Origin of the sequence: Ekhidna sp. (assembly GCF_965212185.1) — a bacterium.
Taxonomy (GTDB): Bacteria; Bacteroidota; Bacteroidia; order Cytophagales; family Cyclobacteriaceae; genus Ekhidna.
Genome location: NZ_OZ243102.1, coordinates 2501354 through 2515118 on the forward strand (window position 1 = coordinate 2501354; position 13765 = coordinate 2515118).

At 40.7% G+C, this 13765-nt stretch carries 7 protein-coding genes; all 7 read right to left on the bottom strand.

Annotation, left to right across the window (positions count from 1 at the left end):
- Positions 1–6: 6 nt before the first annotated feature.
- Entirely contained in the window at positions 7–3450 is a 3444-nt protein-coding gene (locus ACOMC3_RS10690; RefSeq protein ID WP_420315878.1) for a hypothetical protein, read from the bottom strand.
- 20 nt (positions 3451–3470) lie between these two features.
- Complete coding sequence (locus ACOMC3_RS10695) at positions 3471–4958, bottom strand: glycoside hydrolase family 30 protein (protein ID WP_420315879.1); 1488 nt, start codon at positions 4956–4958, stop codon at positions 3471–3473.
- A 1-nt stretch (position 4959) separates the two neighbouring features.
- Positions 4960–6255 carry a glycoside hydrolase family 2 TIM barrel-domain containing protein gene (locus tag ACOMC3_RS10700; RefSeq protein ID WP_420315880.1) on the bottom strand — a complete coding sequence of 432 codons (1296 nt, stop codon included), beginning with the start codon at positions 6253–6255 and terminating at the stop codon, positions 4960–4962.
- A gap of 1 nt (position 6256) precedes the next feature.
- Complete coding sequence (locus ACOMC3_RS10705; protein ID WP_420315881.1) at positions 6257–7519, bottom strand: glycosyl hydrolase family 17 protein; 1263 nt, start codon at positions 7517–7519, stop codon at positions 6257–6259.
- A gap of 5 nt (positions 7520–7524) precedes the next feature.
- A complete protein-coding gene (locus ACOMC3_RS10710; RefSeq protein WP_420315882.1) occupies positions 7525–8955 on the bottom strand; it encodes an MFS transporter in 1431 nt (476 codons plus the stop codon).
- A 101-nt stretch (positions 8956–9056) separates the two neighbouring features.
- A complete protein-coding gene (locus ACOMC3_RS10715) occupies positions 9057–10637 on the bottom strand; it encodes a RagB/SusD family nutrient uptake outer membrane protein (RefSeq protein ID WP_420315883.1) in 1581 nt (526 codons plus the stop codon).
- A gap of 20 nt (positions 10638–10657) precedes the next feature.
- Entirely contained in the window at positions 10658–13753 is a 3096-nt protein-coding gene (locus ACOMC3_RS10720; protein WP_420315884.1) for a SusC/RagA family TonB-linked outer membrane protein, read from the bottom strand.
- Between the last annotated feature and the right edge of the window lie 12 nt (positions 13754–13765).

Consider the following 13765-nt stretch of genomic DNA (forward strand, 5'->3'; position numbering starts at 1 on the left):
TTTTAATTATGAGAATATCACGTTGATTTTTTCAATCGTGCCTGTTCTGTCAAATAGATTTTTCGAATGTGATTCGCTAAGCGCTCTTCCAGAAAGCTTATCTACATTCCCGTTGGTGCTAATTATTTCAATTTCATTGGTGCTACCACCCTTATAGATCACGGGTACTTGACAATAGGTAAATGCCAATTGACCCTCTTCAATTTTGAGCGACATCATCTCACCATTCAAATTGTAGTATTTAAAGACTGCAGGTGCAGATAAGTATTCTTCACTGTTTATAAAGATTGGATCAAAGTGAATTTTGGAATCCTTCACTACGACACCTAATTCAGCCCAGCGATTTAAAATATCTTCTTTTACCTGTCCGGTCATTCCTGGCTGCTGGGCACCTCTCCCACCCGGAGTGTGTGAATATGGATCTGTTGGAATGGAACCATACAACTCCGGATCTTTATTGATGCCAATACCCGCTCTGATTTCATAATAATGATCGATCATACGACCCATTTCATTCGAGCCCTGATACTTCTCCCAATCCCAATAGATATTTTCCTGTACTGCCACTAACAGCTTAGAAACCATGTGCCAGTAAATACTCCCCAGACCTTCATACCCATAGAAAGTTCCTGATCTACCAGTAAAGGCCTTGTGATTAAATATCTGTTCAAATACATCCAGATACTGATCGTATTCTGCCTCTGCTAATGCTTTGTACTTCGTCTTCTTTAGTTTGTCTAAGGCAGTCTTCAAACTACTTGCATTGTTGAATGAACCATTGAAGTGGTGGTTGCCTTTAACATCACAGTAAATCACGGATCGATTACCATCTTCCAATAATTGCTTTGCTAGCTTTGAAGATTTGATAAACTCAGTTGGTATCAGATTCTTTTCAAGGAACTTAGGCAATGTTCTGTTTGGGTAGAGCATATAACTATATTGATCTGCTCTAAAAATCTCGCTTCTTTTTAAGGCATCCAATACGTCCAGTGATTCCCCTAAATCAAGCAACCCTGATGATAGAACAGCCACTTGCCCTTCCAGCATTTCATACAAGTAGTCAATCTTTGCTTCATCCCCTTTTAGCGTCAATAGATTATACGCATGGTACAATCCATCTTTGCGCTTATTTGCTCTTATGGAGTGATCAATATGCGTCAGCGTGGTTCTGAAAAAGGATTGAATTTCTTCAGCTGTTAACTGACTAGTGGTGGTAATAAAGCCTTTGTATGCTGTTTTGCGATAGTTTTCTCCCAATTTGCCCAGGCTATCGATCACTTTTCTTCTTTCCTTATCATCAAAAGATCCATTCAACAAGCTAAGCTTTGATTCGAGTAAATTATGGATGCCGTTAAAGAGACTAGCTACTGAATGATTGATGGAAATCTCTTCATCAACCCCTTCGAACAGCTCGATCATTGAGGAAGCAAATCTTCGCATGTAATACAGCGTTACCATACTCACTCCATTACCCACCAATGCGTTATTGGCATCATTCCATTCAGGTCGTTGGGTGTTCAACCAAATACCCCCTTCAGGAACATAGTTGGTCATTTTAGCTAAAAAGGATACCAGAAGTTTTTCTGTTAAGTTGGCTTTTAGTAGTTCATCATCTTTATACACCAACTTGCCATCAGATCCTATCTCGTCTACTCGTTTCTCAATAATGCTTTCTGCCTCATGGTCATAGTCGATGGTGTTTTGAGGATCCTGAGCAATCTCATCATAGCCTTTGATTCGATAGGGTACATTGGCATATACGAACTGCGGATCTGTCAACAACTGCTTCAAATCCTCTGCCTGATGGGAGGTGGCGATCTCAAGAAGTTTTTGCAGGTAAATAATCTGATGATCTCCCCAGTAGCCAATGTAGGACCATGGATTATCCGGCTCAATCGTCTCCCAGTCAATACCTTCCCGCGTGATACGATACGGATTGTATCCGTCAATCGTGGACGCATTGACGAATTTGGTTATCATGGAAAGAATGTAATTCGGAAATGAGATGGCTAAAGCTTCCCAGTTCTGAAAAATATCCCGCCAGTTACCTTCATACTCTCTAAGCTTATTCCCCTCCTCGTCTTTTGTTGCAATAGTAAATCTGTTCCATGGACGACTGGGGTCTCCATGCCTTCTACTGAACGTCAGCGGCAAGTATTCATGACAGATTCGTATTAGATCAGTGTGATTTACTTTTTTGGCCTGAGCAACAAGTTCATTGTAGTTGAATGTGTCTTCCAATTCTTCAAAGAATTTGGCTTGTGATTCAAATACCGTACGATTGATGATTTGCGCATACTTCAGAAAATCGCGCTTTTCCACTTGGTAATCTTCATCAAAGATTCCTCCACGCATGATGTTGAAAAGCACATTTGAATAATGCCTTCCTACGCTCAGTTTATCGTCGGTCAATTGCATACCATCTGCCTTCGCAACCAGGTGCAGTAACTTATTTGTCGCCCGCGATTGATCGGCTTTTAACTCTTCCGCTAACTTTTGCTCATCAGAAAGCTTTTCAATCAGTTCCACCACATCTGCATGGTCTTGATTGACTTCTGCCACAATGACCCATGACTTGACTTCTTTAGATTTTAGGGCAACCTCCGTATTTACGAAATACGCTCCTCGCTCAGCTCTGATATCCTCCTCTGCTTCAAGCACCTCTCCTTTTCGAAATCTATCCAGTTGGAGGCTTGACAACAAGATGCGATCTTTTTTCAGTCCAGCACTCCAAACTGTGGTGGTTTTGAGTGCTTCACTTGGTTCAGCCTTATCAACGATGATGGCACTAAGCATGTACAGACCCAGACCGGTTTGTTCATGCAATTCATTCTTTTTGTACGCATTTACCAGATTACTTGCACTTGCTTGTAAAGCTGAGCCCACACCATGCGGTAAGATATTTTGAATGCCATCAAGGACTTCTACACTCACCTCTGAAGTTCCAATATTCGTTAGCTTAGATTCACGTATAAATCCATAGGCTTCTGAAAATGTCCAGGAGTATTGAAAGGACAATTGAAGGTCTTCATTTACCTCTTCGAAAATGATTTTATTTCCGACACGGTTCTTAAAAAAATTTCTTCGCGTTTTATAACCTCCCTCATACCGGACAGAAAATGGCTCCCATATCAGCTCTCGATCTTCCTTCTTTACCCGAAAAATGGCCTTACTACCAGTAGATTCAAAGTTATCCCGTACCCGATCATCGGTGTAGTAAGGAAATAATGCTGATTCCGAATTTTTCCTACCTGTGGTCAAGCCACCTGTGGTAGAGATAAACATCCAATGATCGGAGTGGCTGACCAAACTCATAAAGAATGGTCGCATTCGATCATAGTTGTCAATCTTATAGTATTCTTCTCCACCAATTTGGACAAATTCACCATTGGTTGTAGACGGTGAATCTGCGAGCAAAAGCTCATTTAAATAGGTAGTTTTTTTATTCATTAGCTAGTTGCAATTGCTATTTAAGGTGTAATTAAAATCGTTTGAAGTGCCTGTGATTGGATGTTTATTGGAGTCTCATTTCCATTTAATTCGATAGTGAATCCTTTGGATTCTAAAGTCATATTTAAGACCATAATGGCTATACTCCCATCTGGGTTTTTAACTGCAGTTGCCATAAGGTATGGATCAGATACCTCGATCCCGATCCTAACAGCACCAGGTCGGATATAACGACTAAAATGAAGCATCGTGTAATACAATGGAGTAAAGTAGACTTCATCCTGATCCGGGTCAACAATCACCGGAGCGACACACCAGTTCTTGAACCAATTAGGTCCTCCCTGTCTATCCAACACCATGTTCCAGTCAACCCATCCGTCAACCCAGTTATTGAGACTACCGATGATATCTCTGGCGTAACGATACACCGGGACATATTTTGGATGATCTTTTTTCTTATCTTCAGGAGCCCAATCCCATCCCCAATCGGTAGCTTCTTTAGACCAGTACCAATCGTCATCCTGCCATTTTGGAACTTCCGCATCGATACATCCTTCTGTTTGAATCAGGTATTTTTCTGGGGCCATTTGGTGAACCTTGGTTAAAGACTTGCCATACCATTTAAAAGTGCTGGCATACCAATGAACTGCCGTGCCATCAAAATATTTTGAAGTGGCATCATTGTCATACATTGCTTCAGCCCAATGAATAAGTTCCTCATCTCGATTTTGGTCATAGCCGAAAATTTTCACGTCATGACCATCGGCTTCTAACTGCGGTCCCAGGTGATTTTGAACAAAATCAACCATTTCATCTGCACTGTAATGCATGCTTTCCCAGTTACTTCCATTGCCAAGCGGTTCATTTTCGAAAGTAACTCCCCAAATGTCTATGCCTTCCTGATTATATGCATCAATATATTTAGAGAAGTACTTTGCCCACAATGGATAGAATTCTTTAAGCAGCTTACCTCCTACCCAGCTATTGTTATCCTTCATCCATGGCGGTGCGGTCCAGGGAGAGGAGATGATCTTAAAGCCATCTTTGGAGATGGTCATTGCATCTTTAATCATCGGAATGATATCGTCACGATCTTCGTCAATGGAAAAGCTACTAAGTGAGGTATCTCCTTCTTCCACATAAGCATAATTGCTCAGTGAAAAATCACACGAATTGATATGGGTTCGTGTAAGGGAATATCTGGCTCCATCATCTCCAAAGTAGGCATCTAGTATTTTTTTTCTGTTATCCTGACTTAGCTGATTCAATAAGTAAGCGGAAGACTCTGTGAAAGATCCACCAATGCCGGTAATCACTTGAAACGATTCTTCAGGATTGATCACAATGCTCGAAATGGGATTCTCAGCGTCATACTGATCTAACTTCGTATGCTTGTTTCCACTAGCAGACGTTTCATAAACCTCAACTTTCATGTCTTTTTCATCGTCCATGCATCCTATAAATAGTGCTACAAGGAGGATTGTGAATTTTAAAATATTCGTATTCATCTTAGTCTTCCGTTACATAAAAAGGAATATTCGCGTGAGCAGCATGTCCATTTCCATCATATACGTATGCAAATAGACGATAGGCACCTTCCTCTTCTGGAGCTATAATCGATACAGTAGAATTGGTTGCACTTTCAATCACACCTAGCTTTTCCGGGACTTCCTCTTTATCTCCACCCTCTTTGGTCTCTGTACTTTCTCTCATGATCACCCACTTGAAACTCAATGGATCCTTCTCGTAATCCTCTGTGACAACAGAAGCGGTATACTCCTCGCCAGCGATCAGGTAAACGTTTTCATCCGCTTTTTTACCGCTCAAATACATACCGTCTAATCGAGGTGTACGATTTTGAGGCCATTCATCATTCCAGATATAATGCATCACATCAATGACTTCCGTTTCTTCACCTTCTTTTAAATAGAGGCCATACCACGTAGGGGTTCGTTCTTGCTTTTGTCCCCAAAGAAAAACGTAGTTGCCGATACATTGATCACCAAATGGTCTTATTGACTGGTTATATCCCTTCAGATAATTAGCTGCCTTCTCGGTACTGTTTTGTTCAATTGGAGCTCCCCAAGTGGTTGATGGCATTTCCCAATGACCTATAGCTCCCCATTCTGTAACCATATATGGTTTTGTCCAGTTGGATTCTTTGATCATGTCCTGCAACACAAATAAGTCACCATAAACCTGAACACTTAAAAAGTCCAAACTTGGAGCTCTTTCCTTGATGTCTTTTACCACCTCAGGGTTTACAGACGATATCGTGGTGGTAGTTGGATGATTTGGATCTACTTCCTGAATCCACCTGGAGATGCGATCAACTTCATCATAGACACTCGGGTCTGTGTAATTCAAATTGAGCTCATTTCCTATACACCAGGCCAATAAAGCCGGATGATCTTTATTCTCTAAAACAAATTTTTTGACACGATCAAACTGCTCGTTTAATGCTCCTTTGTCCGAATAATCCATCCCTTGGCGCTCGGGATGAATCCAGAAGCACATGAATACAGTCATGCCATGTTGATGCGCCAGATCAAGAATCTCTGCATCTTCTGCCCATGTTCTGATTGATGTGCCTCCATGAGCAGCAAGTGATGCTATATCCCCACTCAGCCCAGCACCATTAAACTCATATATCTGACCTCCTCGATATATAACATATCCATCTTTTTCTTTTTGGATCTCAACTTTCACAGGACCTGCATTTACCCAATCATCATTATTATTTTGATTACATGAGGCCATCGTGACAAGTAAAAAAAGATTAACGATATGTTTGATCACTCGCATTTTACTCGCTTTCTATTATTTCTAAAGTCCGTGGTGGCAATACCGTTTTCATGAAAGCTTCCTTGTCTCCATTGAAGGATTTAGTGACTGGATATCCATTTCTTGTAATGCCATCAAAAGCACCCTGGTCAACCAGATCCCATAGTGCATATTTTGCCTCGCCCTTGAGTGTTATCAATCCAAAATGATTTTCAGACCCCAAAGGGTTTCTATCATCCTTCCACGATTCATCAAAAATTTCAAAATAGAAACAAGTGATATTTTGCTCTTCACATCTTTTTATAATCTCCTCGTAATACAATTTTTGTTTGTATTCATCAGTAGCCTTTGACCCTTTGGGACCATACCAATCATTTGTCTTACTGGACCACCCGGTCTCTGTGATGTGAATGGGTTTATTTTCATAACCCAGACTTGACACATAATTTTTTACGCTTTGATATTGCGCCATGGCATAATCTACTGAGCGATGCATGGCTAACTTGATTTTTTCCTCATTTGACATAGTATCCGTATCCGGCCGTAACCAAAAATGCGGATTGTAATGAGTATCATGGAAGGGGTATGTATGCATGGCGATGAAATCAACAGCCTTAATCAGCTTTTCAAGATTTCTTTTGTGATAGATAGGATCACCTCCTCCCCACGAGGCAAAATTGTCTGAGCTTGTAATCCATAGATCCTCCGGCAGTTTACCTTCTTTCTTCAATTCCTGAAGCAGATTCACCCACCGAAGAACAACATTGGGTGCGACATGATAGCCTTGCCAATGCACCATTGCTTCATTGCCAACGGCAATTATTTTCACGATATCCGGATACTCATTAGTCAGCCGAATCGCTTCATCAATTTCAGATTTGATCCACTTAAGGTTGCCTTGATTATGCACAGCTGTGTCGTCAACGATATCGCATGCCACCCATGCTCCAAGCATGACGTACATTTCAAATACCGGGTCTTCCACTTTCTTTTCACGAATGGCTTGCAAAAGATTAGCAACCTGCTCATCTCCTGTAGTATTATATGTGCGTAATATCTTCACTCCCATTGCTGAGAGTATATTCAGGTCTTCTTTCAGATCAGCAACCGAAGGCACTGAATCCCGGGTCAATTCTCGAAAACCACCAAAACACATGGCTGGATAATCCGGATTTCCTAATATTTCTGCTGCTGATTTATTCACATTCATTGTCTCCTTTTTTGAGCAACCGATAATTACACATGCGGCAATACAAACTTTGATATAGTTGATGAGTACATTCATTGTTGCTATTCATGTATATCACCTCTTCTTGCTATTAACTCAGCCTTAATTTCCTCTACACGAGTTTCATTTAAATCATACCCCCACATCACCCATATAGCAAGCCCTGCTGTAGAGGCTGGAATGATTATGTCTGCAAGTCGTAAATTGGTCATTGCTTCTACTGTCTGAGTAGCCGAACCAGACTCAAAGCCTACAATTTTGAGTACAAGCCCAGCCAGGATCAAAGCAAGTGCCTGACCTATTTTGACCATCAACCAGTAAATGGCACCAAAAGTCCCCTCTTTCCGAGGCATGCCATTTCTCAATTCATCTAAATCACACACATCAGCAGTCATGCTCATCATCAAAGTGAACAGGCCTCCTATCCCAAACGACATCAAGGGAATCGGCATGAATATGTACCAGGGATTAGCAGGGTTAAAACCCCACCATTTGAGCGAGTAACCAACAATCGAAATGATTGTGGCTATTATAAAGGCATTTCGTTTTCCGAACTTATCGGACATATAAGAAATGATAGGGATCACCAAAAAAGCAGTAGCTACTGCACTCATGGTTGCAAACCAGGCCGGCCATGTGCTGGTAAGCCCATAGTCACCATTAAACATATGGAAGACAATAATGAAGTAGGCAAACCCAGCAATCAGTTGAAAGCCATTGAAAACCAGAAATGTGGCCCCACACAATCTGAGAAAAGGACCATTATTTGAAATCTCTTTGATGCTTTTCCAGAGACGTGCTAGATTTTTAAAAATGTTTGCAAAATTTAATTCAGCCCGATTCTTCATTTCACTTGCATCCAGGCCTTTGCAAAAAAGACCAGGAAGTATGCCAAGTAAAATGCAAGCCCCACCAACGATAATTGACATCTTTCGTACGCCCTCATCCTGTGTTGCGAAGATGTCAGGGTCTGCTACTAATACCCAAAACCATGGCACTACCATCCAGGCAATTTGTCCCATTGTTTGTGCAAAGGCCATTAGTCGTGTACGTTCGTTATAATCAGTGGTCATTTCATATCCCAATCCGACAAATGGAGTTGCGTACATGGTGTTTCCAAGGGTGAAAATCAATGAGAATATTAGAAAGTACCAGAAGTTGTAATCCTGTGAATTAGCGACATTTAATTGCCACAGAAGTGCGAAAATGATACCACTTAAAATTGCTCCTATGACGATATATGGTCTTCTTCTCCCCCATTTTGATTTCGTATTATCAGAGATGAAGCCCATGATAGGGTCGGTAATTGCATCAAATAATCGGGGAAGACCACCAAGTAAACCAGCCATTAAAGGATCCATTCCAAAGGCCGTAACCAAAAAAAACATGAAAATTTGTAATGATGCCGGTAATAGGTTGAGAACCAAATTACCAGTGCCGTAGGCCATTTTCTGCCCGAAGGGTACAATATCTGCTGGGTTAGTGGTTTTCAATTAGATTCAAATTTTTCTTACTTATTTTATTGTATGTGCACAATGGTCTTAGTGATGCCGGTAAACAACCGGCAAAATCACCATGAAGTATCACTTAATTCTTAGTAACCGTCGTTTTGTACTAAAACACCGTTCGACAGATCGATTTCTGTTTGCGGTATTGGAATAAATCCTCTTGTTGCTGAGTTAAACGAGTGATCGTAGACTTCATCGGGTCCGGTATAATTCGGGCCTATCACGCCTGAAAGTGTTAGTTCCTGTGCAGCTACTGATTGACCTCTTCTAAGCAGATCCCAATACCTGAGACCTTCACCAGCCAATTCCAGTCGACGCTCATTGAAAAGTGCATCATCTGAATAGGAAGCGAGATCTGGTAGTCCAACTCTTTGTCGAACCCGGTTGATATAAGAAACATTGTTTCCTATTTCTGCCGCCATTAAAAGCACGTCGGCAAACCTAATTGCACGGTAGTTGCTCATGTTATGTAGCTCTGGAGTCCCAACAGTTCCCCTATCGCTTAGTCGTGTGGTATACTTGGCATTGTAGTACCCTGTATGTTGGTATGCACCTGTGTTAAGAACCGTACCTGTTTCACTTAATAAATCTGATTCCTGAAAGACTGTGGCCGATAATCTTGGATCTCCGGACATTTCTGTGAATAGTTTGTGAGTAGGAATTGCGAAAGCCCATCCCCTGTAATAGATGCTTGAATTTTGAATTCTTGGTCCCATCATTTGAGCGGCTAGATTTCCCTCTACATACTGTTCTGTGCCCCAATCTCCGCCAACTGGAAGACCAGCATAAGAAATTTCAAATACACTTTCGATACCGAATTCTGTAGATGACAGGAATAAATCGTCGAAGTTAGGTTGTAAATCATGCCCACTGCTATTTATAACTTCTTCAAGTTGAGCCAGTACATACGAATCATCAATAGTTGTTCCATCAGCGTTCATGCCATTGCCATACACTCCTTGCTCAAATAAATAAACTCTACCTATTAGTGCCTGAGCTGCCCATTTAGTAGCCCTACCGGTCTCACCTGAAGAATATGACTCAGGTAAGTTATTGATCGCATTAACTAGATCTGAAGCTATGAAATTATATACATCAACAGGAGATGATTGTTCAATCTTTACATCGTCAGCACTTGTGGGCGTAAAATCTAAAAGGACGATATTCTCAAAAAATCGAACGAGCTCAAAATTGAAGTATGCTCGCAAAAAACGCGCCTCAGCTATCAACTGACTTCTTAGCTCCTCTGTCACTTCTTCTAATTCTTCAGCTTTTTCAATGGTGAAATTGGCACGATAAATTCCAGTATAATTTCTAGTCCAGATTGAATGAACAATACCATTTGCTGTACCGATCTGAAACCGATTGAATTCGTCCTCATCTGCTCCATCACCAGCATCTTGTCCACCGGCATACGCATCATCTGAAAGCACTTCAGATATAACCAGAAATGGTGACCATGCTAAATCTCTTCCTTTTTGATGACCTAAAACATCATAGGCTGAGATCAATGATTCTTCCACTCTATCGCCAGTTACAAAGTAATTACTGGCAAAAACTGAACCTTGTGGCTCTACATCCAAAATATCACTGCTGCAAGAAGCAGCGATGATCGCACATAGCAGAAGGGCTATTTTTTTATTTGAGATTATATTTAGGATATTCATAATTGTTATGATTAAGATTCTTAAAATGATATGCTGGTTCCTACTCTAAAGGTTCTCGGTTGAGGGTAAATACCTCTATCAATACCAGTATCTACCACGGAAGGTCCTCCTACTTCAGGATCAGATCCTTCGTAGCTCGTAAAAGTGTGAAGGTTTTCGACAGAGAAGTAAACTCTCCAGTTAGTCGCCCCAAACTTGTTAATTATATCAGGCGAGAATGTATAGCCTACCTGAACATTCCTGACACGCATGAAAGCACCATCTTTAATGTTTAACATGTCTGTAACCCGTGTGTAGTTTCTATTTGCATCATTAACAACAAATCGAGGAATATTTCCGGACGGATTTTCAACCGACCATCTGTCCAGAATATACGTTTGTCTATTCGAGGTGGGTATATCCGGACGTCCCATTCCATTGAAGACCTCCAAACCAAATGACCCGGAAAGCAGGGCACTAAAATCAAAATTCTTATATGATGCTGAAAAATTAGATCCTACTACCCAATCAGGAAGCGGACTCCCTATTACTGTTCTATCATCATCAGTTATTTGACCATCGTTATTAACGTCTACAAATCTGATATCACCTGGCTGAGCATTTGGTTGAATGGGTGAACCTGTGCTTCCTATATGAGAAAATACTTCTGCCTGAGATCTGAAAATTCCATCTGTTTTGTAACCATAGAAACTTGTTACAGGCTGACCCTCAATGATACGAGTTACCTCCCCTGCTAATGCCCAGGTGGCTCCCGGTATGAATCCAGACTCATCGGCGATTTTGGTCATTGTATTTATATTGTAAGTGGCATTGGCCGATATGGAATAGCTAAAGTTTCCATTGGTATTTCTCCAACCTAATTCAATCTCAAACCCTTCATTTTGCATTTCACCAACATTGTTGAATGTACCAGGAATACCAAGTGTGCCAGGTAAACGCTCAAATTGAAGTAATCCATCAGTGACACGCTTATAGTAGTCCAGTGTTGCTGTTAAGCGGTTATCATACAATCCAGTTTCAATTGCTATATCAATTTGATTGGACGACTCCCATCTAATGTCTTGATTTGCAAAGAATGCAGGAGTTGATCCCTGATAGGGTGCACCTTGCAAATTGTAAGCAATGTTGAAATCAACAGGGGATTCGAAAGCAAATCCAGGAATACGGTCATTGCCATTTTGCCCCCAAGAGGCTCGCACCTTAAGAAAACTAAGATTATTAATTTCAGGGAAAAATGGCTCTTCATTGATCACCCAGCTAGCTCCGAATGACAAGAAATTTCCAAATTGATTGTTAGCACCGAAATTGGATGAACCGTCCCTTCGGTAGGTTGCAGAAAATGAAATCCGATCCTTGTAATCGTACAATATCCTACCAAAATAGGAAAGTAAAGAACTATTGAAAGCACCACTTCCTGTTACCATAGTAGAATCAACTGCAAGTCCTAAATACCTGAGGTTTGGATTCTCTACAGGTGCCCCTTGAGCTGTCCCAAAAAGATCTTCAAATTTTCTTTCCACTGCAGTGGTACCTATAAGACCATTAAACTTATGATCACCTACTTCTTTCACATACATCAATGTGTTCTCCCATTGCAGGGTGACGTTTCTGGCAAAACTTTTGAAAAGTCCCGTAAACTCACGATTGTTGGTCGCCGAAAGGAAATAAGCCTCGTTGTAGTTATTATTCTCAAGGAAGCTTAAGTCGATACCAGCATCTGTCTTGAAAGTCAATCCTTCAATCGGGTAGGCCTCAGCATAAATTCTACCTAAAATCTGATCCTTACTGAATGTGCCATTTTGAATTTCTAGCTGTGCAAGTGGATTTACCACTTCCTGTCCTACATTATTTGATATTGCGAATACATTTCCGTTTGGATCAATAACTACAGGGTTATTTAAATAAAACTTGGTTGGATCATTTAAGACATCAGAATCTGTCTCAAATACTGATGTCAGTGGATCGATATTCAATGCACTACCTAACTCACTGTTAAAAGATCCATTGCTAGTAACACCACGTGCTCTCAAGTGAGTATAATTTACACTTGATCCTATTTTTAAATATTCATTGAGATTTGAAGAACCTTTGATTCTTCCGATGTATCGTTCCAGCTTAGACTTATCACCACCAATAATTCCTTCTTGGTTAAAGTATGAAACACTCGCTGTGAATGTTGATTTTTCTGTTCCCCCGGACATAGATATCTCATGTGACTCGATTGGCACATTTTTACTGTATAGCTGATCTTGCCAGTTGGTATTGTTCTGAGGAATTTCATTTGGATTGAATGGATCACCATTAAGATTTGAGGCACCTCCGTCTGCCATTAACTGCTGATACTGTGACGCATTCAGCACATCTACGGTTTTAGCTACATTTTGTACACCCACATATCCGGAATATGTAATAGATGCGGCACCTGCCGAACCAGATTTTGTAGTAATCAAAATAACTCCATTAGCTGCCCTCGCTCCGTAAATTGATGATGAAGCAGCATCTTTTAAAACCTCTACTGATTGAATGTCACCAGCATTTAAGTTATCTATACTTGCCACAGCTATACCATCAACAAGAATAAGTGGACTATTATCACCGTTTGTTCCAATCCCCCTGATTCTAATTTGAGGGGCTTCCCCTGGTTGCCCAGATTGATTTAATATTTGTACTCCAGCAACTCTTCCCTGAATGGCTTGATCAATTCTGGCCACTGGTTGCTTGTTTAACTCTTCTGAAGTCACGCTGCTAACCGCACCAGTAAGAACTTTTTTCTTTCTTGTTCCATATCCAATGACCACTACTTCTTCTAGCTCTCCTAGATCCTCTGATAGTGTCACGTCTATTACAGTACGTTCACCAACTAGAAACTCTTGCCCAGCAAAACCAATATATGTAAACGACAGAAGTGATTCTTTAGAAGATACACTTACCGAATATTTTCCTTCAATATCGGTGATTGCTCCATTAGAAGTTCCAACTTCTAATACGGTTACTCCTGGTAGAGTCTCGCCATTTTCATCGGTAACTGTACCGCTAACTACTACCTGAGCTTTTGATGCAAAAGCAAATAGCATCAGTATCCCAGCTGTAAAAAAAATCTTTATTTTATAGGTCATAGGGTTAATTTT

What these genes read in the sequence shown, in the direction of transcription:
- ACOMC3_RS10690 (WP_420315878.1), bottom strand. Translation starts at nt 3,450, where the DNA reads ATGAATAAAAAAACTACCTATTTAAATGAGCTTTTGCTCGCAGATTCA.
- ACOMC3_RS10695 (WP_420315879.1), bottom strand. Translation starts at nt 4,958, where the DNA reads ATGAATACGAATATTTTAAAATTCACAATCCTCCTTGTAGCACTATTT.
- ACOMC3_RS10700 (WP_420315880.1), bottom strand. Translation starts at nt 6,255, where the DNA reads ATGCGAGTGATCAAACATATCGTTAATCTTTTTTTACTTGTCACGATG.
- ACOMC3_RS10705 (WP_420315881.1), bottom strand. Translation starts at nt 7,519, where the DNA reads ATGAATGTACTCATCAACTATATCAAAGTTTGTATTGCCGCATGTGTA.
- ACOMC3_RS10715 (WP_420315883.1), bottom strand. Translation starts at nt 10,637, where the DNA reads ATGAATATCCTAAATATAATCTCAAATAAAAAAATAGCCCTTCTGCTA.
- ACOMC3_RS10720 (WP_420315884.1), bottom strand. Translation starts at nt 13,753, where the DNA reads ATGACCTATAAAATAAAGATTTTTTTTACAGCTGGGATACTGATGCTA.